23 protein-coding genes are annotated in these 24,787 nt (G+C 52.8%); all 23 read left to right on the plus strand.

What is annotated here, in order from left to right; genetic code table 11:
- Positions 1 to 46 precede the first annotated feature (46 nt).
- The 23 genes from wcaA to V5P19_RS02240 all read left to right on the plus strand — a co-directional run bounded on the left by wcaA (position 47) and on the right by V5P19_RS02240 (position 24,779).
- Positions 47 to 889 (plus strand): colanic acid biosynthesis glycosyltransferase WcaA, encoded by an 843-nt coding sequence (wcaA, locus tag V5P19_RS02130; protein ID WP_334399688.1) that lies wholly within the window; start codon positions 47 to 49, stop codon positions 887 to 889.
- Entirely contained in the window at positions 889 to 1,380 is a 492-nt protein-coding gene (gene wcaB / locus V5P19_RS02135) for a colanic acid biosynthesis acetyltransferase WcaB (RefSeq protein WP_334399690.1), read from the plus strand. Before wcaA ends, wcaB begins: the two co-directional genes overlap by 1 nt.
- Complete coding sequence (wcaC, locus tag V5P19_RS02140; RefSeq protein ID WP_334399692.1) at positions 1,377 to 2,594, plus strand: colanic acid biosynthesis glycosyltransferase WcaC; 1,218 nt, start codon at positions 1,377 to 1,379, stop codon at positions 2,592 to 2,594. The genes wcaB and wcaC overlap by 4 nt, the downstream gene beginning before the upstream one ends.
- The gene (gene wcaD, locus V5P19_RS02145) at positions 2,569 to 3,789 is read left to right on the plus strand and encodes a colanic acid polymerase WcaD (protein ID WP_334399695.1); all 1,221 of its coding nucleotides are present in this window, start codon (positions 2,569 to 2,571) and stop codon (positions 3,787 to 3,789) included. Before wcaC ends, wcaD begins: the two co-directional genes overlap by 26 nt.
- 16 nt (positions 3,790 to 3,805) lie before the next feature.
- Complete coding sequence (gene wcaE / locus V5P19_RS02150) at positions 3,806 to 4,552, plus strand: colanic acid biosynthesis glycosyltransferase WcaE (protein ID WP_334399697.1); 747 nt, start codon at positions 3,806 to 3,808, stop codon at positions 4,550 to 4,552.
- 16 nt (positions 4,553 to 4,568) lie between these two features.
- Positions 4,569 to 5,123 carry a colanic acid biosynthesis acetyltransferase WcaF gene (gene wcaF / locus V5P19_RS02155; RefSeq protein ID WP_334399698.1) on the plus strand — a complete coding sequence of 185 codons (555 nt, stop codon included), beginning with the start codon at positions 4,569 to 4,571 and terminating at the stop codon, positions 5,121 to 5,123.
- 21 nt (positions 5,124 to 5,144) lie between these two features.
- A complete protein-coding gene (gene gmd / locus V5P19_RS02160; RefSeq protein WP_010431938.1) occupies positions 5,145 to 6,266 on the plus strand; it encodes a GDP-mannose 4,6-dehydratase in 1,122 nt (373 codons plus the stop codon).
- A 2-nt stretch (positions 6,267 to 6,268) separates the two neighbouring features.
- Complete coding sequence (locus V5P19_RS02165) at positions 6,269 to 7,234, plus strand: GDP-L-fucose synthase (RefSeq protein ID WP_134347921.1); 966 nt, start codon at positions 6,269 to 6,271, stop codon at positions 7,232 to 7,234.
- A gap of 2 nt (positions 7,235 to 7,236) precedes the next feature.
- The gene (locus V5P19_RS02170; protein ID WP_334401105.1) at positions 7,237 to 7,716 is read left to right on the plus strand and encodes a GDP-mannose mannosyl hydrolase; all 480 of its coding nucleotides are present in this window, start codon (positions 7,237 to 7,239) and stop codon (positions 7,714 to 7,716) included.
- Entirely contained in the window at positions 7,713 to 8,936 is a 1,224-nt protein-coding gene (gene wcaI / locus V5P19_RS02175) for a colanic acid biosynthesis fucosyltransferase WcaI (RefSeq protein WP_334399701.1), read from the plus strand. The genes V5P19_RS02170 and wcaI overlap by 4 nt, the downstream gene beginning before the upstream one ends.
- Positions 8,937 to 8,939: 3 nt before the next feature.
- On the plus strand, positions 8,940 to 10,376 hold the full coding sequence (gene cpsB / locus V5P19_RS02180) for a mannose-1-phosphate guanyltransferase (protein ID WP_334399703.1): 1,437 nt from the start codon (positions 8,940 to 8,942) through the stop codon (positions 10,374 to 10,376).
- A gap of 110 nt (positions 10,377 to 10,486) precedes the next feature.
- Positions 10,487 to 11,857 (plus strand): colanic acid biosynthesis phosphomannomutase CpsG, encoded by a 1,371-nt coding sequence (cpsG, locus tag V5P19_RS02185; protein ID WP_334399705.1) that lies wholly within the window; start codon positions 10,487 to 10,489, stop codon positions 11,855 to 11,857.
- A 46-nt stretch (positions 11,858 to 11,903) separates the two neighbouring features.
- The gene (gene wcaJ, locus V5P19_RS02190) at positions 11,904 to 13,298 is read left to right on the plus strand and encodes an undecaprenyl-phosphate glucose phosphotransferase (RefSeq protein ID WP_334399707.1); all 1,395 of its coding nucleotides are present in this window, start codon (positions 11,904 to 11,906) and stop codon (positions 13,296 to 13,298) included.
- A gap of 1 nt (position 13,299) precedes the next feature.
- Positions 13,300 to 14,778 (plus strand): colanic acid undecaprenyl disphosphate flippase WzxC, encoded by a 1,479-nt coding sequence (wzxC, locus tag V5P19_RS02195; protein ID WP_334399709.1) that lies wholly within the window; start codon positions 13,300 to 13,302, stop codon positions 14,776 to 14,778.
- 17 nt (positions 14,779 to 14,795) lie between these two features.
- Entirely contained in the window at positions 14,796 to 16,076 is a 1,281-nt protein-coding gene (gene wcaK, locus V5P19_RS02200) for a colanic acid biosynthesis pyruvyl transferase WcaK (protein WP_334399711.1), read from the plus strand.
- Entirely contained in the window at positions 16,073 to 17,293 is a 1,221-nt protein-coding gene (gene wcaL, locus V5P19_RS02205; protein ID WP_334399713.1) for a colanic acid biosynthesis glycosyltransferase WcaL, read from the plus strand. The genes wcaK and wcaL overlap by 4 nt, the downstream gene beginning before the upstream one ends.
- Positions 17,294 to 17,305: 12 nt before the next feature.
- Positions 17,306 to 18,697 carry a colanic acid biosynthesis protein WcaM gene (gene wcaM / locus V5P19_RS02210; RefSeq protein ID WP_334399715.1) on the plus strand — a complete coding sequence of 464 codons (1,392 nt, stop codon included), beginning with the start codon at positions 17,306 to 17,308 and terminating at the stop codon, positions 18,695 to 18,697.
- A gap of 176 nt (positions 18,698 to 18,873) precedes the next feature.
- Positions 18,874 to 19,770: a UTP--glucose-1-phosphate uridylyltransferase GalF gene (gene galF / locus V5P19_RS02215; protein ID WP_334399717.1), complete on the plus strand. Its 897-nt coding sequence runs from the start codon at positions 18,874 to 18,876 to the stop codon at positions 19,768 to 19,770.
- 350 nt (positions 19,771 to 20,120) lie between these two features.
- Positions 20,121 to 21,206, plus strand: a complete 1,086-nt coding sequence (gene rfbB / locus V5P19_RS02220; protein ID WP_334399719.1) for a dTDP-glucose 4,6-dehydratase — start codon at positions 20,121 to 20,123, stop codon at positions 21,204 to 21,206.
- Complete coding sequence (gene rfbD / locus V5P19_RS02225; protein WP_334399721.1) at positions 21,206 to 22,105, plus strand: dTDP-4-dehydrorhamnose reductase; 900 nt, start codon at positions 21,206 to 21,208, stop codon at positions 22,103 to 22,105. Before rfbB ends, rfbD begins: the two co-directional genes overlap by 1 nt.
- Positions 22,106 to 22,157: 52 nt before the next feature.
- Complete coding sequence (gene rfbA, locus V5P19_RS02230) at positions 22,158 to 23,036, plus strand: glucose-1-phosphate thymidylyltransferase RfbA (RefSeq protein ID WP_334399723.1); 879 nt, start codon at positions 22,158 to 22,160, stop codon at positions 23,034 to 23,036.
- Positions 23,037 to 23,039: 3 nt separating this feature from the next.
- The gene (gene rfbC / locus V5P19_RS02235; protein ID WP_334399724.1) at positions 23,040 to 23,585 is read left to right on the plus strand and encodes a dTDP-4-dehydrorhamnose 3,5-epimerase; all 546 of its coding nucleotides are present in this window, start codon (positions 23,040 to 23,042) and stop codon (positions 23,583 to 23,585) included.
- A 3-nt stretch (positions 23,586 to 23,588) separates the two neighbouring features.
- Positions 23,589 to 24,779, plus strand: a complete 1,191-nt coding sequence (locus V5P19_RS02240) for a UDP-N-acetylglucosamine 4,6-dehydratase (RefSeq protein WP_334399726.1) — start codon at positions 23,589 to 23,591, stop codon at positions 24,777 to 24,779.
- Positions 24,780 to 24,787 lie beyond the last annotated feature (8 nt).

Raw genomic sequence — 24,787 nt, forward strand, 5'->3', positions numbered from 1 at the left:
TCTTTGCGGAGAGGGGCGGGGTGAGGGGTGGGGGGAGGGGAAGACTATGACCACACAACGCCCTTTAGTTTCTATCTATATGCCGACATGGAATCGTCAGCAACTGGCGATCCGTGCAATCAAATCGGTGCTGCGACAGGATTACGATAACTGGGAGCTGATCATCGTTGATGACTGCTCATCCTCGTATGAACAGCTGCAAAAATTTGTGAACGATCTCAATGACCCGCGCGTGGTTTATACCCATAACGAGATTAACTCCGGGGCATGCGCGGTGCGTAATCAGGCGATTATGCAGGCGAAAGGGCAGTATCTGACCGGGATTGATGACGATGACGAATGGACGCCAAATCGTCTGTCCATCTTCCTGTCGCACAAGCATCAGCTGGTGACCCACGCGTTTTTGTACGCTAACGACTATGTGTGTCAGGGCGAAGTTTATTCACAGCCTGCCAGCCTGCCGCTGTACCCGAAATCACCGTATTCCCGTCGCCTGTTTTACAAGCGCAATATCATCGGTAACCAGGTCTTTACCTGGGCGTGGCGCTTTAAAGAGTGCCTGTTTGATACTGAACTCAAGGCCGCGCAGGATTACGACATCTTCCTGCGGATGGTGGTGGAGTACGGCGAGCCGTGGAAGGTGGAAGAGGCTACGCAGATCCTGCACATCAATCACGGGGAGATGCAAATCACCTCGTCGCCGAAGAAATTTTCGGGCTACTTCCACTTTTACCGCAAGCACAAAGATAAATTCGACCGTGCGAGCCGGAAGTATCAGCTCTTCACCCTCTATCAGATCCGCAATAAGCGCATGAACTGGCGCACGCTGTTTACGCTTTTCTCCGTGCGTAACGGCAAGCGTCTGGCTGACGGGCTTCGGGGGAAATAATGTTTCTGGAAGATTGCCGCGCAAACAGCTGGAGCCTGCGCCCGTGCTGCATGGTTCTGGCGTACCGCATCGCGCATTTTTGCTCGGTTTGGCGCAAAAAAAATGTCATCAACAATATCTGGGCGGCACCGGTACTGGTGCTGTACCGCATCATCACCGAATGTTTTTTTGGCTATGAAATTCAGGCTGCCGCAACGATTGGCCGCCGCTTCACGATTCATCACGGCTACGCGGTGGTCATCAATAAGTTTGTCGTTGCCGGAGATGATTTCACCATTCGCCACGCGGTCACGATCGGCAACCGCGGGCCGGACAGCCTGGCCTGCCCGGTGATCGGCAATAACGTTGAGCTGGGCGCGAACGTGGTCATCATCGGTGATATCACCGTGGGTAACAACGTAACGATCGGCGCAGGCAGCGTGGTGTTGGACAGTATTCCGGATAACGCGCTGGTGGTGGGAGAAAAAGCCCGCGTGAAGGTGATTAAATGAACATTCTGCAATTTAACGTACGCCTCGCAGAAGGCGGAGCAGCGGGTGTGGCGCTGGACTTGCATCAGCGCGCGCTGCAAAAAGGCTTACAGTCTCGTTTTGTGTACGGCTATGGTAAAGGCGGCAAGAAAAGCGTCAGCCACGATAACTACCCGCAGGTACTGAAACAAACGCCGCGTCTGACGTCTATCGCCAATATTGCCCTGTTCCGTCTGTTTAACCGCGATCTGTTCGGCAATCTGAATAGCCTTTATCGCACGGTGACGCGAACCACCGGTCCGGTGGTACTGCATTTTCACGTTCTGCACAGCTACTGGCTGAATCTGGAAGAGGTCGTGGCCTTTTGTGAAAACGTGCAGGCGCACAAGCCGGACACCCGCTTTGTCTGGACGTTGCACGATCACTGGAGCGTGACCGGACGCTGCGCGTTTACCGACGGCTGCGAAGGCTGGAAAACCAACTGCCAGAAATGCCCGACGTTGAGCAACTATCCGCCAGTGAAAATTGACCGCGCCCATCAGCTGGTGGCCGGGAAGCGCCAGCTGTTCCGCGACATGCTTTCGCTGGGCTGCACGTTTATCTCGCCAAGCCAGCACGTAGCCGATGCCTTCAACAGCCTGTATGGGGCAGGGCGCTGCAAGATCATCAACAACGGGATCGACGTGGCGACAGAAGACATTCTAGCCGAACTCACCCCGGTGGCGGAAACTGCTGGCCAGCCGAAAATTGCCGTTGTGGCACACGATCTGCGCTACGACGGAAAAACCAACCAGCAGCTGGTGCGCGACATGATGGCGCTGGGAGACAAAATTGAATTGCACACCTTCGGCAAATTTTCCCCGTTTGAAGGGCCGAACGTGATCAATCACGGTTTTGAAACCGACAAACGCAAGCTGATGAGCGCCCTGAACGGCATGGATGCGCTGGTGTTTAGTTCGCGCGTGGATAACTACCCGCTGATCCTGTGCGAAGCGCTCTCCATTGGCGTGCCGGTGATTGCTACCCACAGCGACGCGGCGCGTGAAGTGCTGGAAAAGTCAGGCGGAAAAACCTTCGCTGAACATGAGGTGCTGCCGCTGGTGCAGTTACCGAAGGCGAAGATTGCCGAGGCCGTTTTTGGCACTGACCTGGAATCGTTCCGCAACCGAAGCCGCAAGGCTTACAGTGGACAACAGATGCTGGAGGAATATGTCTCGTTCTATCAGAATCTGTAGTTATCTGCTGCTGCCGCTGATCTACCTGCTGGTCAACGTCAAAATTGCCCAGCTTGGCGAAAGCTTCCCGATAACTATCGTCACCTTCTTGCCCGTTTTGCTCCTGCTGTATGTCGACAAAATCAACCTCAAGAAGCTGATGATTGCGCTGGGCCTGGGCTTTGGTCTGACGGCATTTAACTACATCTTTGGTCAGTCGCTGGATGCCAGCAAATACGTGACCTCCACCATGCTGTTTGTTTATATCGTTATCATTATTGGCATGGTGTGGAGTATTCGCTTTAAAATTATTTCTCCGCACAATTATCGGAAAATCCTTAGGTTCTTTTATATTGCCGTTACGTTAATTGTTATGCTCGCTGCACTGGAAATGGCGCAAATTATTTTGACCGGTGGCAGTAGCCTGATGGAGATAATTTCGAAATATCTCATTTACAGTAACAGCTATGTACTGAACTTCATTAAGTTTGGTGGGAAACGTACTACGGCGCTCTATTTTGAACCGGCGTTTTTTGCTCTGGCATTAATCTCAATTTGGCTCAGCATCAAACAGTTTGGTATCAAAACCCCTAAGACCGATGCTATGATTCTTGCAGGAATCGTTCTGTCTGGGTCGTTTTCCGGGGTGATGACGTTTATTCTTTTTTATCTGTTGGAGTGGGCGTTCCAGTACCTGAACAAAGATGCGATTAAGAAAAAACTGCCGCTGGCGATTATCTCCCTGACGGTATTCCTGGTTGGCGTGATATTTGCGTTCCCCTACATCTCAGAACGTCTTGGGGATTTAGGAACAGAAGGATCTTCATCCTATTATCGCATCATTGGACCTCTGGTCATGGTGGGTTATTCGTTAACCCATATTGATGGTGTAGTAAGATTCGGCTCACTTTATGAATATGTTGCATCATTCGGAATCTTTAACGGTGCGGATGTCGGTAAAACCATAGACAATGGTCTGTATCTGTTAATTATTTATTTTTCGTGGTTCGCCGTACTGTTGACGCTGTGGTATCTGTTTAAAGTTTTCAAAATGATGATTAACGCGTTTGGTGATAACCAAAACTTTCGCGTTCAGCTTTATCTTTTTACACCAGTGTCGTTGTTCTTTACGGGGTCAATATTTAGCCCGGAATATGCTTTCTTGATTGTCTGTCCGTTTATTTTGCGCAAGGCGCTCAATATTACGCGCGTATGACGAAATGAGGTGATTTATGTTTCTGAGTGTCATTACTGTCGCTTTTCGTAATTACGAAGGGGTGGTAAAAACCTGGCGCTCGCTGCGCAACCTGGCACGCGATCCAAGCCTCACCTTTGAGTGGATTGTGGTCGACGGCGGTTCGGACGATGGCACGGCGGAGTTTCTGGAAAAACTCAACGGTGAGTTCAACTTACGCTACATCAGCGAGAAAGATAAAGGCATCTACGACGCCATGAACAAAGGCATCGCCATGGCGCAAGGGCGGTATGCCATCTTCCTGAACTCCGGTGATGTATTCCATGACGACGTGGCGCTGTTTGCCCGCCAGCTGGCGCGACAAAAAGAAGCCGCTATGTACATTGGCGATGCGCTGCTCGATTTCGGCGACGGCAACAAAGTGTGCCGTAGCGCCAAGCCAGGCTGGTATATCTACCACAGCTTACCGGCCAGCCATCAGGCGATTTTCTTCCCAGTTCAGGGCTTGAAAAAACAGCCTTACGATTTGCAGTATAAAGTGTCTTCAGATTATGCGCTGGCCGCCAGCCTGTATAAATCAGGTTATCCATTCCGTCGAATTAAAGGACTGGTCTCTGAATTTTCAATGGGCGGCGTGTCAACCTCGAATAATCTGGAATTGTGCCAGGATGCCAAAAACGTGCAGCGCAAAATATTACGCGTGCCGGGCTTCTGGGCAGAATTATCTTATTTTCTGCGGCTGAAAACGACGGGTAAAACGAAAGCCTTATATAACAAAGCCTGAAATATAAGGAAGCGCAATGCAGGATCTTAAAGGATTTACCGTGCCGAAAGGCTTTCGCGGTGCGGGTGGTATTAAAGTGCAATTGTGGTGGGCTGTCCAGACCACCTTATTTGCTTGGTCACCGCAAATACTGTACCGCTGGCGCGCATTTTTGCTGCGATTATTTGGCGCAAAAATAGGAAAAAACGTAGTCATTCGCCCGTCAGTCAAAATTACCTATCCCTGGAAATTAACGCTGGGGGATTACGCCTGGGTAGGGGATGACGCGGTGCTGTATACCCTGGGTGATATTACGATTGGCGCAAATTCGGTGGTCTCACAGAAGTGTTATTTGTGCACCGGCAGTCACGATTTTATGAGTCAGCATTTTGATATTACCGCCACGCCTATTGTGATTGGTGAGAAATGCTGGTTAGCAACAGATGTTTTTGTTGCACCGGGTGTCTCTGTTGGCAATGGCACGGTTATTGGTGCCCGCAGCAGTGTATTTAAATCGCTACCGGCAAATACGATTTGCCGTGGCAACCCCGCAGTGGTGATACGCGAACGCGTTGAAACTGAAAAACTTTGATAAGTACAGAGGAATATAAACATGTCTAAAGTCGCTCTCATCACCGGCGTTACCGGACAGGATGGTTCTTACCTGGCAGAATTGCTGCTGGAAAAAGGGTATGAAGTTCACGGTATCAAACGTCGTGCCTCTTCATTCAACACCGAACGCGTGGATCATATTTATCAGGATCCTCACTCCGCGAACCCGAAATTCCACCTGCATTACGGCGATCTGACCGATTCCTCCAACCTGACCCGCATTCTGCAGGAAGTGCAGCCGGATGAAGTGTACAACCTGGGGGCAATGAGCCATGTTGCGGTCTCTTTCGAATCTCCGGAGTACACCGCCGACGTTGACGCCATGGGCACCCTGCGTCTGCTGGAAGCGATTCGCTTCCTCGGACTTGAGAAGAAAACCCGTTTCTACCAGGCGTCCACCTCCGAGCTGTACGGCCTGGTGCAGGAAATTCCACAGAAAGAGACCACGCCGTTCTACCCGCGCTCTCCGTATGCGGTAGCAAAACTGTACGCGTACTGGATCACCGTGAACTACCGCGAATCCTATGGCATGTATGCCTGTAACGGTATTCTGTTCAACCACGAATCGCCACGTCGCGGTGAAACCTTCGTAACCCGTAAAATCACCCGCGCGATCGCCAACATTGCACAGGGTCTGGAATCGTGCCTGCACCTCGGCAACATGGACTCCCTGCGTGACTGGGGCCATGCCAAAGACTACGTGAAAATGCAGTGGATGATGCTGCAGCAGGACAAACCGGAAGACTTCGTGATCGCAACCGGCGTGCAGTATTCCGTGCGTCAGTTCGTTGAAATGGCCGCAGCACAGCTGGGTATCAAACTGCGCTTTGAAGGTACCGGCGTAGAAGAGAAAGGGATTGTTGTTTCCGTGACCGGCCATGACGCACCGGGCGTGAAGCCGGGCGACGTGATCGTTCAGGTTGACCCGCGTTACTTCCGTCCTGCTGAAGTAGAAACCCTGCTCGGCGACCCAACCAAAGCGCACGAAACCCTGGGCTGGAAACCAGAAACGACGCTGCAGGAGATGGTTTCTGAGATGGTGGCCAAAGATCTTGAAGCAGCGAAAAAACACTCCCTGCTCAAGTCTCATGGCTACGAGGTTGCCATCGCGCTGGAGTCCTGAGAATGACAAAACAACGTATTTTTGTCGCCGGTCATCGCGGAATGGTGGGTTCCGCGATTGTTCGCCAGCTTGAACAGCGCGGCGACGTCGACGTGATTGTCCGCACGCGTGACGAGCTGAACCTGCTCGACAGCAGCGCGGTGCAGGACTTCTTTGCCAATGAACGTATTGACCAGGTGTATCTAGCGGCGGCGAAAGTGGGCGGCATTGTCGCTAACAACACCTACCCGGCGGATTTCATCTACGAAAACATGATGATTGAGAGCAACATCATTCACGCCGCGCATCTGCACAACGTGAACAAGCTGTTGTTCCTCGGCTCATCCTGTATTTACCCGAAAATGGCGAAGCAGCCGATCGCCGAAAGCGAGCTGCTGCAGGGGACGCTGGAAGCCACCAACGAACCCTACGCCATTGCCAAAATTGCCGGGATCAAGCTGTGCGAATCCTACAACCGTCAGTACAACCGCGACTATCGCTCGGTGATGCCGACCAACCTGTACGGGCCGCACGATAACTTCCACCCGAGTAATTCGCACGTCATCCCGGCGCTCCTGCGTCGCTTCCATGAGGCGACCGCCGAGAACGCACCGGACGTGGTGGTGTGGGGCAGCGGTACGCCAATGCGTGAGTTCCTGCACGTCGATGATATGGCAGCGGCCAGCATTCACGTGATGGAGCTGGATCGCGAGGTGTGGCAGGAGAACACCGAACCGATGCTGTCGCACATTAACGTCGGTACCGGCGTGGACTGCACCATCCGCGAGCTGGCGCAGACCATCGCGCAGGTCGTGGGCTACAAAGGCCGCGTGGTCTTTGATGCCACCAAGCCGGACGGTACGCCGCGCAAGCTGCTGGATGTGACGCGTTTGCATCAGCTCGGCTGGTATCACGAGGTGTCACTGGAGCAGGGGCTGGCCAGCACCTACCAGTGGTTCCTGGAAAACCAGCACCGCTTCCGGGGGTAATGATGTTTTTAAGTCAGGAAGATTTTGCCACGGTAGTGCGTTCCACTCCGCTCATTTCAATCGATTTGATTGTGGAGAACGAGCGCGGCGAGTTCTTGCTGGGGAAACGAACCAACCGTCCTGCACAGGGCTACTGGTTCGTGCCCGGCGGGCGCGTGCAGAAGGATGAGACGCTTACCGATGCCTTTGAGCGTCTCACTCTGGCGGAACTGGGCCTGCAAATGCCGATGGCGGCAGGCCAGTTTTACGGGGTCTGGCAGCACTTCTATGACGATAACTTTTCGGGCTCCGGTTTCACCACGCACTACGTGGTGCTCGGATTCCGCCTGAAGGTGAGTGAGGCAGACCTGCGTCTGCCTGATTCTCAGCATGATGACTACCGCTGGTTGACGCCAGAAGCGTTGTTGGCAAGCGACAACGTTCACGACAACAGTCGGGCGTACTTCCTTGCGGAGCGTCAGGCCGAGGTGCCGGGCATATGAAGATCCTCGTATACGGAATTAACTATTCGCCGGAGCTAACCGGTATCGGGAAATACACCGGCGAAATGGTCGAGTGGATGGCGAGCCAGGGTCATGACGTGCGGGTCATCACCGCGCCGCCATACTACCCGGAATGGAAGGTGGGCGAGCGTTATTCCAGCTGGCGCTATCGCCGCGAAGAGGGGGCCGCGACCGTCTGGCGCTGCCCGCTGTACGTGCCGAAGCAGCCTTCAACGCTGAAACGTTTACTTCATCTGGGCAGCTTTGCCCTGAGCAGTTTCTTCCCGCTGATGGCGCAGCGTCGCTGGAAGCCGGATCGCATTATCGGCGTGGTGCCGACGCTGTTCTGCACGCCGGGCATGCGTCTGCTGGGCAAACTTTCCGGCGCGCGCACGCTGCTGCACATACAGGATTATGAAGTGGACGCCATGCTGGGCCTGGGAATGGCGGGAAAAGGGAAAGGCGGCAAGGTCGCGAAACTCGCCAGCGCCTTTGAGCGCAGCGGGTTGCATAACGTCGATTACGTTTCGACCATCTCGCGCTCGATGATGAACAAAGCCCAGGAAAAGGGCGTCGCCGCGGGAAAAGTGATCTTTTTCCCGAACTGGTCCGAAGTGGCGCGTTTTCGTGACGTAACCGAACGTGACGCTCAGGCGCTGCGCGTCCAGCTGGGTTTGCCTGACGACCAAAAAATTATTCTTTATTCCGGCAACATCGGCGAAAAGCAGGGGCTGGAAACCGTGATTGAGGCGGCACAACAGCTTAGCCAGCATTCATGGACGTTTGTGATTGTCGGGCAGGGCGGTGGGAAAGCGCGGCTGGAGAAGATGGCTAGCGATCGCGGCCTGACCAACGTGAAATTCTTCCCGCTGCAGTCCTATGAGGCACTGCCTGCGCTGCTGAAAATGGGCGACTGCCATCTGGTCGTGCAAAAGCGCGGCGCGGCGGATGCGGTGCTGCCGTCCAAGCTGACCAACATTCTGGCAGTGGGCGGGAACGCGGTGATTACGGCAGAAGCCGAAACAGAATTAGGCCAGCTGTGTCACAGCTATCCGGGGATTGCCGTGTGCGTGGAGCCAGAATCGGTCTCTGCCCTGGCGGCCGGAATTGAACAGGCGCTCGCCATGCCAAAAGAGAACACGGTGGCACGTGAATATGCCGAACGCACGCTTGAGAAAGAGAACGTGCTAAGCCAATTTATTGCAGATATACGGGGATAAATCATGAGTCAAACCACTTTGTATCCGGTCGTGATGGCGGGTGGCTCTGGTAGCCGGTTGTGGCCGCTGTCCCGCGTGCTCTATCCAAAGCAGTTCCTCTGCCTGAAAGGGGAACTCACCATGCTGCAAACGACGGTCAACCGTCTGCACGGCGTGGAGTGTGAAAGTCCGGTGGTTATTTGTAACGAACAACACCGCTTTATCGTTGCCGAGCAGCTGCGCCAGCTGAACAAACTCACAGAAAACATCATTCTGGAGCCTGCCGGACGCAACACCGCCCCCGCTATCGCCCTAGCGGCGCTGGCGGCAAAACGCAGCAGCCCGGACTGTGACCCGCTGATGCTGGTGCTGGCGGCAGATCATGTTATTCAGCAGGAAGACGCTTTCCGCGATGCGGTCCGTGCGGCCATTCCTTACGCCGAGAGCGGCAAGCTGGTGACCTTCGGCATCGTGCCGGATCTGCCGGAAACGGGCTATGGCTACATTCGTCGCGGTAACGTCACGTCGGGTGATGGCGACAGCGTGGCCTTTGACGTGGCGCAGTTCGTCGAAAAACCGAATCTCGAAACCGCGCAGGCCTATGTGGGCAGCGGTGAATATTACTGGAACAGCGGTATGTTCCTGTTCCGCGCCGGCCGCTATCTGGAAGAGCTGGAAAAATATCGCCCGGATATTCTGAACGCCTGCGAGAAAGCGATGGCCGTGGTTGACCCGGATCTTGATTTTATCCGCGTTGATGAAAAAGCCTTCCTCGCCTGCCCGGAAGAGTCTATTGACTACGCGGTAATGGAGCGCACGGCGGATGCCGTTGTTGTGCCTATGGACGCGGGCTGGAGCGACGTCGGCTCCTGGTCATCCCTGTGGGAGATCAGCGCCCATACCCCGGAGGGTAACGTCCATCACGGCGATGTGATCAGCCATAAAACCGAAAACAGCTACGTTTACGCCGAATCCGGTCTGGTGACCACGGTGGGCGTGAAGGATCTGGTGGTCGTGCAGACCAAAGATGCGGTGCTGATTGCCGACCGTAACGCCGTGCAGGACGTGAAAAAAGTCGTTGAGCAGATCAAAGCAGACGGTCGACATGAACACCATATTCACCGCGAAGTGTACCGCCCGTGGGGGAAATATGACTCGATCGATTCCGGCGACCGCTATCAGGTAAAACGCATTACCGTGAAGCCGGGTGAAGGGCTGTCCGTACAGATGCACCACCATCGCGCCGAACACTGGGTTGTGGTAGCCGGTACCGCTAAGGTCACCATTGACGGTGAAATCAAACTGCTGGGTGAGAACGAGTCAATTTATATTCCGCTGGGGGCCACGCACTGCCTGGAAAACCCGGGGAAAATTCCTCTCGATTTAATTGAAGTGCGCTCTGGCTCATACCTTGAAGAGGACGACATTGTCCGCTTCCAGGACCGTTACGGGCGAGTGTAGCACCTTCGCATCATGCCCGGTGGCGCTGCGCTTGCCGGGCCTACGAATGACAAAAATGAATTTGGCCATTTAGTGGTCAGGGCCGACTGTTGCCTGAAAAAGGGGTCATCATGGAAAAATTAACCTGTTTTAAAGCCTACGATATTCGCGGCAAGCTGGGCGAAGAGCTGAATGAAGACATCGCGTGGCGCATCGGCCGCGCGTATGGCGAATATTTAAAACCGCAGACCATCGTGCTGGGCGGCGACGTGCGCCTCACCAGTGAATCCCTGAAGCTGGCCCTGGCGAAAGGGCTGCAGGACGCGGGCGTGAACGTGCTGGATATTGGCCTTTCCGGTACTGAAGAGATCTATTTTGCCACCTTCCACCTGGGCGTGGACGGGGGTATTGAAGTGACCGCCAGCCACAACCCGATGGACTACAACGGCATGAAGCTGGTGCGCAAGGGCGCGCGTCCGATCAGCGGCGATACCGGCCTGCGCGACGTGCAGCGCCTGGCGGAGGCAAATGACTTCCCGCCGGTGAACGAGGCGATGCGCGGCAGCTATAAGCAGATTAACCTGCAGAAAGAGTACATCGACCACCTGCTGGGTTACATCAACGTGGCGAACCTCAAGCCGCTGAAGCTGGTGATCAACGCCGGCAACGGCGCGGCAGGTCCGGTGGTGGATGCGCTGGAAGCCCGCTTTAAGGCGCTGAACGTGCCGGTCTCCTTCATCAAGGTGCATAACACCCCGGACGGCAACTTCCCGAACGGTATCCCGAATCCACTGCTGCCCGAGTGCCGCGACGACACCCGCAACGCGGTGATTGAGCACGGTGCCGATATGGGCATCGCCTTTGACGGCGACTTTGACCGCTGCTTCCTGTTCGATGAAAACGGCCAGTTTATTGAAGGCTACTACATCGTCGGCCTGCTGGCGGAAGCCTTCCTCGAGAAAAACCCGGGGGCGAAAATCATCCACGATCCGCGCCTTTCCTGGAACACCGTTGACGTGGTGAGCGCCGCGGGCGGGCAGCCGGTGATGTCTAAAACCGGTCACGCCTTTATCAAAGAGCGTATGCGCGAAGAAGACGCCATTTACGGCGGCGAGATGAGCGCCCACCACTACTTCCGTGATTTTGCCTACTGTGACAGCGGGATGATCCCGTGGCTGCTGGTGACCGAGCTGCTGTGCCTGAAAGGGCAGACCCTGGGCGAGCTGGTGCGCGATCGCATGGCTGCCTTCCCGGCGAGCGGGGAGATTAACAGCAAGCTGGCGCAGCCTGCCGAAGCCATTGCCCGCGTAGAACACCACTTTGCCCTGCACGCGCTGGAAATTGACCGTACCGACGGTATCAGCATGTCGTTCCCACAGTGGCGCTTCAACTTGCGCTCTTCTAACACCGAGCCGGTGGTGCGCCTGAACGTGGAATCCCGTGCGGATACCGCGCTGATGGAAGCGCGAACGAAGGACATTCTGGCGCTGTTGAATCAGTAATATTTGCCCCTCCCGCTGGGAGGGGAAACCGAATACAGGAACAACGATGACGAATCTAAAAAAGCGCGAACGAGCGAGAACGAATGCATCGTTAATCTCTATGGTGCAGCGTTTTTCTGATATCACCATCATGGTCGGCGGACTGTGGGCCGTGTGTTGGGTTAGCGGGCAATCGTTCTTCTACATGCATTTGCTCATGGCATTGATCGCGCTGGTGGTGTTTCAGATGATCGGCGGGATGACCGATTTTTACCGCTCGTGGCGCGGCGTAAAAATCACCACCGAGCTGATGCTGTTGCTGCAAAACTGGACCTTGAGCCTGATTTTCAGCGCCGGGCTGGTGGCCTTTAGCCATGATTTTGATAACCGCCTCGTCACCTATCTGTGCTGGTATCTGTTAACCAGCGTAGGCATGGTGGTGTGCCGTTCCCTGATCCGCTTTGGCGCGGGCTGGCTGCGTAACCGCGGCTATAACCGACGCTATGTTGCCGTCGCCGGTGATTTACCGGTAGGGCAGGTGTTGCTCGACTCTTTCCGTAAAGAGCCGTGGTTAGGTTTTGAGGTGGTGGGGATTTACCACGACGCAAAACCGGGCGGCGTTCCGTCAGAGTGGGCGGGCAACTACGAGCAGTTAATTGAAGATGCGAAAGCCGGCAAAATTCACAACGTCTATATCGCGATGCAGATGAAGGATGAATCCCGCATTAAGAAACTGATGCGCGAGCTCGCCGATACCACCTGCTCGGTGATCCTGATCCCGGACGTTTTCACCTTCAACATTCTCCACTCTCGCATTGAAGAAGTGAACGGCGTGCCGGTGGTTCCGCTGTATGACACGCCGCTTTCCGGCATCAATCGCGTGCTGAAACGCGTGGAAGACATTGTTCTTTCCTCACTGATTTTATTGCTGATTTCCCCGGTACTGTGCTGCATTGCGCTGGCGGTGAAAATCAGCTCGCCTGGTCCGGTGATCTTCCGCCAGACCCGTTACGGCATGGACGGCAAGCCAATCATGGTGTGGAAATTCCGCTCCATGAAGGTGATGGAAAACGACAAGGTGGTGACGCAGGCGACGCAGAACGATCCGCGCGTGACCCGCGTGGGCAATTTCCTGCGCCGTACCTCGCTGGATGAGCTGCCGCAGTTTATCAACGTGTTCACCGGCGGGATGTCAATTGTAGGCCCGCGCCCGCACGCCGTCGCGCACAACGAACAGTACCGTTCGCTGATTGAGGGCTACATGCTGCGCCATAAAGTGAAGCCAGGCATCACCGGCTGGGCGCAGATTAACGGCTGGCGCGGTGAGACCGACACGCTGGAAAAAATGGAGAAACGCATCGAGTTCGACCTGGAGTACATCCGTGAATGGAGCCTCTGGTTCGATATCAAGATCGTGTTTCTGACCATCTTCAAAGGTTTTGTGAACAAAGCGGCGTACTAAGATGAGCTTACGTGAAAAAACCATCAGCGGCGCCAAATGGTCAGCCATGGCGACCATCGTCATCATTGGCCTTGGGCTGGTGCAGATGACCGTGCTGGCGCGCATTATCGATAATCATCAGTTCGGCCTGCTGACCGTGTCGCTGGTGATTATCGCGTTGGCCGATACGCTGTCTGACTTTGGTATTGCCAACTCGATTATCCAGCGCAAAGAGATCAGCCATCTGGAGCTGACCACGCTCTACTGGCTGAACGTGGGGCTTGGGATCGTCGTGTTTGTGCTGGTGTTCCTGTTGAGCGATGCCATCGCCAGCGTGCTGCACAACCCGGATCTGGCGCCGCTGATGCGCACGCTCTCGTTTGCCTTTGTGGTGATCCCGCACGGGCAACAGTTCCGCGCGCTGATGCAGAAAGAGCTGGAATTCAACAAGATTGGCATGATCGAAACCAGCGCCGTGTTGGCAGGCTTTACTTTTACCGTGGTGAGTGCCCATTTCTGGCCGCTGGCGTTGACCGCTATCCTCGGCTATCTGGTGAATTCCGCCTTGCGGACGCTGCTGTTCGGCTACTTTGGCCGTAAGATTTACCGTCCGGGTCTGCATTTTTCGCTGGCATCCGTGTCGTCCAACCTGCGCTTTGGGGCGTGGCTGACCGCCGACAGCATCATTAACTACGTCAATACCAACCTCTCAACGCTGGTGCTGGCGCGCATTCTGGGGGCAAGCGTGGCGGGGGGCTACAATCTGGCCTACAACGTCGCGGTTGTGCCGCCGATGAAGCTGAATCCGATAATCACCCGCGTGCTGTTCCCGGCCTTTGCCAAAATTCAGGACGATACCGAGAAGCTGCGCGTCAATTTCTACAAGCTGCTTTCCGTGGTCGGCATTATCAACTTCCCGGTTCTGCTGGGGCTGATGGTGGTGTCCAGCCATTTCGTGCCGCTGGTGTTTGGCGAGAAGTGGGTCAGCATCGTGCCTATTCTGCAGCTGCTCTGCGTGGTGGGGTTGCTGCGATCCGTGGGTAACCCTATCGGGTCACTGCTGATGGCAAAAGCACGGGTGGATATCAGCTTTAAATTCAACGTATTCAAAACCTTCCTGTTTATTCCGGCGATTATCGTGGGCGGCCACATGGCTGGCGCAATTGGCGTCACGCTGGGGTTCCTGTTGGTGCAAATCATCAACACCGTGTTGAGCTACTTCGTGATGATCAAGCCGATACTGGGTTCCAGCTATCGTCAGTACATTCTCAGCCTGTGGCTGCCGTTTTATCTCTCATTACCAACGCTTGCCGTGAGCTACGGTCTGGGCGTGGTGCTCAACGGCCATCTGCCGCTGGGGGCGCTGTTGGCGGTGCAGGTTGCCGCTGGCGCGCTGGCGTTCGGCGTGATGATTGTGCTGTCACGCAACGCGCTGGTGGTTGAGATGAAGCGCCAGTTTTGCCGTAACGAAAAAATGAAAACGCTGCTTCGCGCAGGCTAATTCTTTAAGAGGCCATTATGAAATTACTTATCCTTGGCAACCATACCTGTGGCAACCGTGGCGACAGCGCCATTCTGCGCGGTTTATTGGATGCAATTAACACTCTTGAGCCTGAGACAGAAGTGGACGTGATGAGCCGTTACCCGGTCAGCTCATCCTGGTTACTGAACCGCCCGGTGATGGGCGATCCGCTCTACAGCCAGATGAAACAGCATAACAGCGCCGCGGGCGTGATGGGGCGCGTGAAGAAGGTGCTGCGTCGTCGCTACCAGCACCAGGTACTGCTGTCCCGCGTGACCGATACCGGCAAGCTGCGCAACATCGCCATTGCCCAGGGCTTTACCGATTTTGTACGTCTGCTGTCGGGCTATGACGCCATTATCCAGGTGGGCGGATCGTTCTTTGTCGATCTGTACGGCGTACCGCAGTTTGAGCACGCGCTGTGCACCTTTATGGCGAAAAAGCCGCTGTTTATGATTGGTCACAGCGTGGGGCCTTTCCAGGATCCGCAGTTTAACCAGCTGGCAAACTACGTGTTTGGCCACTGCGATGCGCTGATCCTGCGCGAATCCGTAAGCCTTGACCTGATGAAGCGCAGCGACATTGATACCTCTAAGGTCGAGCACGGCGTGGACACCGCCTGGCTGGTGGATCACCAGGAAGAGAGCTTCCAGGCAAGCTACGCGGTACAGCACTGGCTCGACGTGGCGGCGAAACAGAAAACCGTAGCCATCACCCTGCGCGAGCTGGCGCCTTTCGATAAACGTTTAGGCACGACCCAGGCCGCGTATGAAAAGGCCTTTGCAGACGTGGTGAACCGCGTGCTGGACAGCGGCTACCAGGTGCTGGCGCTCTCCACCTGTACCGGTATCGACAGCTACAACAAGGATGACCGCATGGTGGCGCTGAACCTGAGCCATCTGGTGAACGACCCGTCGCGTTACCACGTGGTGATGGACGAATTAAACGACCTCGAAATGGGCAAGCTGCTTTCTGCCTGCGATCTGACCGTCGGCACCCGCCTGCATTCGGCGATCATTTCCATGAACTTCGGCACGCCTGCGATCGCCATCAACTACGAACACAAGTCAGCCGGCATTATGCAGCAGCTCGGCATGCCGGAAATGGCCGTCGATATTCGTCATCTGCTGGATGGTTCACTCGGTTCCATGGTGGGCGACACGCTTGGACAACTGCCTGCCATTAATGAGCGCCTGGCCATTGCGGTGAAAGCTGAACGTGAAAAAGGGATTGGGATGGTGAAATCCGTTCTCGACCGCGTCGGGGAGGGGAAATGAAGGTTGGTTTCTTCTTGCTGAAATTTCCGCTGTCGTCAGAGACCTTTGTGCTGAACCAAATTACCGCGTTTATCGATATGGGATATGACGTGGAGATTATCGCCCTGCAGAAGGGCGATACGCAAAACACCCATGCGGCGTATACCGAGTATGGGCTGGAGGCGAAAACCCGCTGGCTGCAGGATGAACCAAACGGGCGGATGAACAAGCTTCGCTACCGCGCCAGCCAGACGCTGCGCGGCATCCACCGTGCGTCGACGTGGCGTGCGCTCAACGTTTCGCGCTACGGCGCGGAATCCCGCAACCTGATCCTTTCGGCCATCTGCGGGCAAACGGCGCAACCGTATCGCGCCGATGTCTTTATCGCCCACTTTGGCCCTGCGGGCGTCACCGCCGCCAAACTGCGCGAGCTGGGCGTGATTGACGGCAAGATTGCCACTATTTTCCACGGGATTGATATCTCCAGCCGGGAAGTGTTGAACCACTACACGCCGGAGTATCAGCAGCTTTTCCGTCGGGGCGACATGATGCTGCCAATCAGCGACCTGTGGGCTGGCCGTTTGAAAACGATGGGCTGCCCCGGGGAGAAAATTACCGTTTCGCGTATGGGTGTCGATCTCGCGCGCTTTACCCAGCGCCCGGTGAAGGTGCCGGGTACACCGCTGCAGATCATCTCCGTGGCACGCCTGACCGAGAAGAAAGGCCTGCATGTGGCGATTGAAGCCTGCCGTCAGCTAAAGGCGCGCGGGGTTGATTTCCACTATCGCATTCTGGGCATCGGGCCATGGGAACGCCGCCTGCGCACCCTGATCGAGCAGTATCAGCTGGAAGGCTACGTTGAAATGCCGGGCTTCAAGCCGAGCCATGAGGTGAAGGCGATGCTCGACGAGGCCGACGTGTTCCTGCTGCCTTCCGTGACGGGGGCCGACGGCGACATGGAAGGCATTCCCGTCGCGCTGATGGAGGCGATGGCCGTCGGGATCCCGGTGGTATCTACCCTACACAGCGGGATCCCGGAGCTGATCGAATCTGATTATTCCGGCTGGCTGGTGCCTGAAAACAATGCGCTCGCGCTTGCGGATCGTTTAGCCGCGTTTAGCGATATCGACCAGCAGGCGCTGGTGCCCGTTCTGCACAATGCCCGACAAAAAGTCGAAACAGAATTTAACCAGCAGGTGATCAATCGCCAGTTAGCGAGCCTGCTGCAAACGTTGTAACGCCGAGGTTGTATGCTGAAAAAGATTACCCGACGCCGCTTTGTCTCTTCCCTATCTGTGATGGCCGCTATGCCGCTGCTGTCGTCCCGCGCCGCGCGAGCGGCAGGCGGGAAGACGGTTTCCATTAATCAGTACAATAACAACGACTGGATCGCCGCCTTTAAGCAGGCCTTTAACGAGGCCGACACCGTCGTTGTGCCTGCCGGTCTCGTGTGTGAAAACATCAATACGGGCATCTTTATTCCCGACGGTAAAACGCTGCTGATCCGCGGCGGATTAAAAGGCAACGGGCGCGGGCGCTTTGTGCTGCAGGAAGGCAGCAAAGCGATCGGCGAGGGGGAAGGGCGCATGCACAACATCACGCTCGACGTTCGTGGTTCCGACTGCGTAATCAAAGGGCTGGCGATGAGCGGCTTCGGCCCCGTCACGCAGATCTATATCGGCGGGAAAAAGCCCAGAGTCATGCGCAACCTGCTGATTGATAACATCACTGTGACGCAGGCGAACTATGCCATTCTGCGACAGGGCTTCCACAATCAGGTCGACGGCGCGCGGATCACCAACAGTAAATTTAGCCACCTGCAGGGCGATGCGATTGAGTGGAACGTCGCCATCAACGACCGCAACATCCTGATTTCTGACCACGTCATCGATAACATCAACTGCACCAACGGCAAAATCAACTGGGGTATCGGTATTGGTCTGGCGGGCAGCACCTACGACAATGACTACCCTGAAAAGCAAACCGTGAAGAACTTCGTGGTGGCGAATATCACCGGCAGCAACTGTCGGCAGCTGGTCCATGTCGAAAACGGCAAACACTTTATTATTCGTAATATTAAAGCCAAAAATATTACCCCTGACTTCAGCAAGAAGGCCGGAATAGACAACGCCACGGTAGCAATTTATGGATGTGATAATTTCATTATTGATAATGTCGATATGGTCAATAGTGCCGGGATGCTCATCGGCTACGGCGTAATTAAGGGCGACTACCTGTCGATTCCGCAGAACTTTAAGCTCAACGACATTCGCCTGGATAATCGCCAGCTTGCCTACACGCTACGCGGAATACAGATCTCATCCGGCAACGCGACCTCGTTTGTTGCCATCACCAATGTCGACATGCAGCGTGCCACGCTTGAGCTGCACAACAAGCCGCAGCACCTCTTCTTGCGTAATATCAGCGTGATGCAGGAGGCCGCAACGGGCCCGGCGCTGAAGATGAACTTTGATTTGCGCAAAGACGTTCGCGGCAAGTTTATGGCGAAGGACGAAACGCTGCTGTCGCTGGCTAACATTAAGGCTGTTAACGAGAAGGGCCAGAGTTCGGTGGATATTGACCGGGTAGACCAGCAGGTGGTGAATACGGAACGGCTGAATTTTGCGCTGCCGCACAGATAATCGACAATTGATTGTTTTGTGACAATTCACGAGATCTCACAACTCATTTTTCGGATTACAACTACTGTAATTTGTGATGCTGAGGGCTAAGATCTTAGGATTATTACGGGAAATCGTACTGGCGAAAACGGCTTTTATAGCTATAATTCGTCAACCATTTTAAGGTGGAAGATATAATGATTAATTTGAAAGCAGTCATTCCGGTAGCGGGTCTGGGCATGCATATGCTGCCAGCCACAAAAGCCATTCCAAAAGAGATGCTGCCGATTGTTGACAAGCCGATGATTCAATACATCGTCGACGAGATTGTTGCTGCAGGGATCAAAGAAATCGTCCTGGTTACCCACTCTTCCAAGAATGCGGTTGAAAACCACTTCGACACCTCTTACGAATTAGAAGCGCTGCTCGAGCTGCGCGTAAAACGTCAGCTGCTGGCTGAAGTTCAGTCCATCTGTCCGCCTGGCGTGACCATCATGAACGTGCGTCAGGCACAGCCGCTGGGCCTGGGCCACTCTATTCTGTGCGCTCGCCCTGTCGTGGGCGACAACCCGTTCATCGTTGTTCTGCCGGATATCATTATTGATACCGCTTCCGCCGATCCGCTGCGCTATAACCTGGCGGCAATGGTGGCGCGTTTCAACGAAACGGGCCGTAGCCAGGTACTGGCGAAACGCATGGACGGCGATCTCTCTGAGTACTCAGTTATCCAGACGAAAGAAGCGCTGGAAACGGAAGGGCAGGTGAGCCGTATCGTTGAGTTCATCGAGAAGCCGGATCAGCCGCAGACGCTGGACTCTGATCTAATGGCGGTAGGTCGCTATGTTCTGAACGCAGATATCTGGGCCGAGCTGGAAAAAACCGAACCAGGCGCCTGGGACCGTATCCAGTTGACCGATGCGATTGCTGAACTGGCGAAGAAACAGTCTGTTGATGCCATGCTGATGACCGGTGACAGCTATGACTGCGGTAAGAAGCTGGGATATATGCAGGCGTTTGTGAACTACGGTCTGCGTAACCTGAAGGAAGGGGCGAAGTTCAGAAGCCGTATTGAGAAGCTGCTGGCTAACGACTAATCTCACTTCCCCGTTTTGAATAAGCGGCAGTGAGCGTTTGGGTATGTTGAAACATAACCAAAACGCTCACTGCCGTTTTTTGTTATTAATTCTTGTGATAACAGAGAGTTATCTGATTTAAATCCAGGTTGATTTGTAACGATTTGTGCTTGTTTCTGATGCCATTTAGGACGACAATTAACGCCAGTTTTTGTCTGTAACCAGACCAGAAAATCATCACTTCATACATCGCTCAGTACACTGGTAGCTGTTAAGCCAGGGGCGGTAGCGTGCAAAATTTCTGAAACCATTATTAGTAATCGGGTTCAGATCATCAATATTTTGATATACCCATAGATGGAATAGTTAACGTGAAAATCCTTGTTACGGGCGGTGCCGGATTTATTGGCTCAGCGGTTGTGCGACATATTATTAAAAATACCCAGGATGCAGTTGTCAATGTGGATAAGCTGACGTATGCCGGTAACCTGGAGTCACTGACCGACGTTAATGATAGCGATCGTTATGTCTTTGAACATGCGGATATTTGCGATAAAGCGGCAATGGATCGCATTTTCGCCGAGCACAAACCAGATGCGGTAATGCACCTTGCGGCAGAAAGTCACGTTGACCGTTCTATTACCGGCCCCGCTGCATTTATTGAGACCAATATTGTCGGGACCTATGTGCTTCTGGAAGCAGCACGGGCTTACTGGTCGACGCTGGATGACGCGGCAAAAGCGGCGTTTCGCTTCCACCACATCTCCACTGACGAAGTGTACGGTGATTTGCCTCACCCTGATGAACATCCTGCGTCTGCTGAGCTTCCGCTGTTTACCGAAACCACAGCCTATGCGCCAAGCAGCCCGTATTCCGCCTCTAAAGCGTCCAGCGATCATCTCGTACGCGCGTGGCTGCGTACCTACGGTTTCCCGACGATCGTGACCAACTGCTCCAATAACTATGGCCCGTATCACTTCCCTGAGAAGCTGATCCCGCTGGTGATTTTGAATGCCCTGGACGGTAAAACGCTGCCAATTTACGGCAAAGGCGACCAGATCCGCGACTGGCTGTACGTTGAAGACCATGCGCGTGCGCTGTACACCGTCGTAACCCAAGGTAAACCGGGTGAGACATACAACATCGGCGGGCATAACGAAAAGCAAAATCTGGACGTGGTGCACACCATTTGCGATCTGCTGGATGAAATCGTGCCGAAAGAAGGCTCCTATCGCAATCAGATCACCTACGTCGCTGACCGCCCTGGGCATGACCGCCGCTACGCGATTGATGCGCATAAAATTGGCGTTGAGCTCGGATGGAAGCCTGAAGAGACCTTCGAAAGCGGTATCCGTAAGACCGTTGAATGGTATCTGAGCAACCAGGACTGGGTTAACAACGTTAAAAGCGGTGCCTATAAGAGCTGGATCGAACAGAATTACGGAGAACGTCAATAATGAACATTCTTCTGTTCGGCAAGACAGGGCAGGTGGGTTGGGAACTCCAGCGCGCACTCGCGCCGTTAGGGAACGTGATTTCACTTGATGTGCATTCCAAAGAATACTGTGGAGATTTCAGCAATCCAGAAGGCATCGCTGAAACCGTCCGCATTATTAGACCTGACGTCATCGTCAACGCAGCGGCGCATACGGCAGTGGATAAAGCTGAATCAGAGCAGGAATTCGCGCAGCTGCTTAACGCAACCAGTGTCGAGGCAATCGCAAAGGAAGCGGCGAAAATTGGTGCCTGGGTGGTTCACTATTCTACTGACTACGTTTTTCCAGGCGATGGCGAAACGCCATGGCGTGAAACCGATGCGACCGCACCGCTCAATGTGTATGGTCAGACCAAGCTCGACGGCGAAAAAGCGCTCCAGGCACATTGCGCTAAGCACCTGATTTTTCGTACAAGTTGGGTTTACGCCGGCAAGGGCAATAACTTTGCAAAAACGATGCTTCGCCTGGCGAAAACGCGTAAAGAACTTTCCGTGATCAACGATCAGGTTGGTGCGCCAACAGGCGCTGAGTTACTGGCTGACTGTACCGCCCATGCAATCCGTGTGGCGATGGTTAAACCGGAAGTGGCTGGCCTTTATCATCTGGTAGCATCGGACACGACCACCTGGTATGACTATGCCGCGTTAGTATTTGATGAAGCTAGAAAGGCGGGTATTGAACTGGAAATTGAAAAACTCAATGCCGTTCCAACCACCGCGTATCCTACGCCTGCGCGTCGTCCGCAGAATTCGCGTTTAAATACAGAGAAATTCCAGCATAACTTTGGCCTGGTATTACCGGCATGGGATGTGGGCGTTAAACGAATGCTCGCCGAGCTTTTTTCAGCTGAATCAATCTAATCATTAAATAATTGCCCGGATTCGGGCAATTTGCATTTATAGAGAAATTACAATGGCTACGCGTAAAGGCATTATTCTTGCTGGTGGATCCGGCACTCGTCTCTATCCGGTTACTATGGCTGTGAGTAAGCAACTGCTGCCAATTTATGACAAACCGATGATTTACTATCCGCTGTCAACGCTGATGTTGGCGGGGATTAAAGACATCCTCATCATCAGTACCCCGCAGGACACGCCACGTTTTGAACAACTGCTCGGTGACGGCGGCCAGTGGGGGTTAAACCTTCAATATAAAGTGCAGCCAAGCCCGGACGGACTGGCGCAGGCCTTTATTATTGGCGAAGAGTTCATTGGTGACGATAGCTGCGCGCTGGTGCTGGGCGATAATATTTTCTATGGTCATGACCTGCCAAAACAGCTTGAAGCTGCGTTGAATAAAGATGATGGTGCAACGGTATTTGCCTATCACGTTAACGACCCTGAACGCTATGGCGTTGTGGAGTTTGATGAAAACGGTACGGCCATCAGCCTGGAAGAAAAGCCGTTGGAGCCTAAGAGCAACTATGCCGTTACGGGTCTCTATTTCTATGATAATGATGTTGTAGAAATGGCTAAAAACCTGAAACCTTCTGCGCGCGGTGAGCTGGAAATTACGGATATCAACCGTATTTACCTGGAGCAGGGACGTCTGTCAGTTGCCATGATGGGACGCGGTTATGCCTGGCTGGATACCGGTACACACCAGAGCCTGATCGAGGCGAGTAACTTTATTGCGACAATTGAAGAGCGTCAGGGGCTAAAAGTTTCCTGTCCGGAAGAGATTGCTTTTCGAAAAGGTTTCATCGGTGCGGAGCAAGTCAAGATACTGGCAGAACCCCTGAAAAAGAACGCTTACGGTCAATATCTGCTCAAAATGATAAAAGGTTACTAATCGATGAAAGTTGTAAAAACTGATATTCCAGATGTACTCATTTTTGAGCCGAAAGTACTTGGTGACGAACGCGGATTTTTCTTTGAAAGCTTTAGCCAGAAAGTTTTTGAAGAAGCAGTTGGGCGAAAAATTGAATTTGTACAAGATAACCATTCGAAATCGTGTAAAGGCGTTTTACGTGGACTGCACTATCAGTTAGAACCCTACGCGCAGGGTAAATTAGTACGCTGCGTTGCTGGCGAAGTATTTGATGTCGCAGTGGATATTCGCAAATCTTCTCCAACTTTTGGTAAATGGGTTGGTGTAAATCTTTCTGCCGAAAATAAAAAACAATTGTGGATCCCTGAAGGATTTGCGCATGGATTTTTAGTATTAAGTGAATCTGCTGAGTTTGTTTATAAAACTACAAATTATTATGCACCCCAGCATGAGGCTGGAATAATTTGGAATGATGAAACCATAAATATTGAATGGCCTTCAATTGAAGTGGTTTTATCAGAAAAAGATAAACAAAATCCCCAATTCTATAAATCTGTTGGAGTAAGATAAAAAATGATTGATATTTTAAGGTTAATCGGAAGAAACAAAGCGTTGTTCGACTCGGATATTATCCACCATGAGAATGAACTTAAAGAGATTATTTCAGATTCGAAATTTCTAGTTCTTGGTGGTGCTGGTTCAATAGGTCAGGCGGTAACTAAAGAAATATTTAAAAGAAATCCTAAAAAGTTACATGTGGTTGATATCAGTGAAAACAATTTAGTTGAGCTCGTCCGTGATATCCGAAGTTCTTACGGTTATATTAATGGAGATTTTAAAACTTTCGCTTTAGATATAGGCTCCATTGAATATGATGCATTCATAAAAGCTGATGGCGAATATGATTATGTATTAAATTTATCTGCTCTAAAGCACGTTCGTAGTGAAAAAGACCCTTACACATTAATGCGTATGATAGATGTTAATGTGTTTAATACTGAAAAAACAATTATTCAATCTCATTTACACGGTGCAAAAAAATATTTTTGTGTGTCAACGGATAAGGCCGCCAACCCCGTTAATATGATGGGTGGCTCTAAACGTATCATGGAAATGTTTTTAATGGAACAAAGCGAGAACATAAATATCTCAACAGCAAGATTTGCAAACGTTGCTTTCTCTGATGGTTCTTTATTACATGGTTTTAACCAGAGAATACAGAAAAGACAACCGATTGTTGCTCCTAATGATATCAAACGCTATTTTGTTACTCCACAAGAGTCCGGTGAGTTATGCTTGATGTCATGTATCTTCGGAGAACGCGGTGATATATTCTTCCCAAAACTAAGCGAAGAGTTAGATTTAATAACATTTTCAGAAATAGCTGTGCTGTATTTACAACAGTTAGGACTGAAACCATACTTATGTAATTCAGAAGAAGAAGCGCGAGAATTTGCCAAAAATAATCTAAACAAGGATTTATGGCCTTGTTTGTTTACACCGAGTGATACTACAGGTGAAAAGGACTTCGAAGAGTTTTTCATGGCAAATGAAATTGTTGATATGTATAAATACAATAACATTGGAATAGTTAAAAATACATCTTCGCCTGATTCTGAAAAAATACAGAATTTCCGTGATAAAATTCAGAGTATGAAGAAAGATTTATCATGGAACAAAGATGAAATCGTTTCTTTATTTCACGAAACTATTGGTGGTTTCGGACATCAAGAAAAAGGCAAATATTTAGATAGCAAAATGTAAAGGTTGAA

Source organism: Enterobacter sp. UNJFSC 003, from assembly GCF_036903355.1.
Classification (GTDB): Bacteria; Pseudomonadota; Gammaproteobacteria; order Enterobacterales; family Enterobacteriaceae; genus Enterobacter.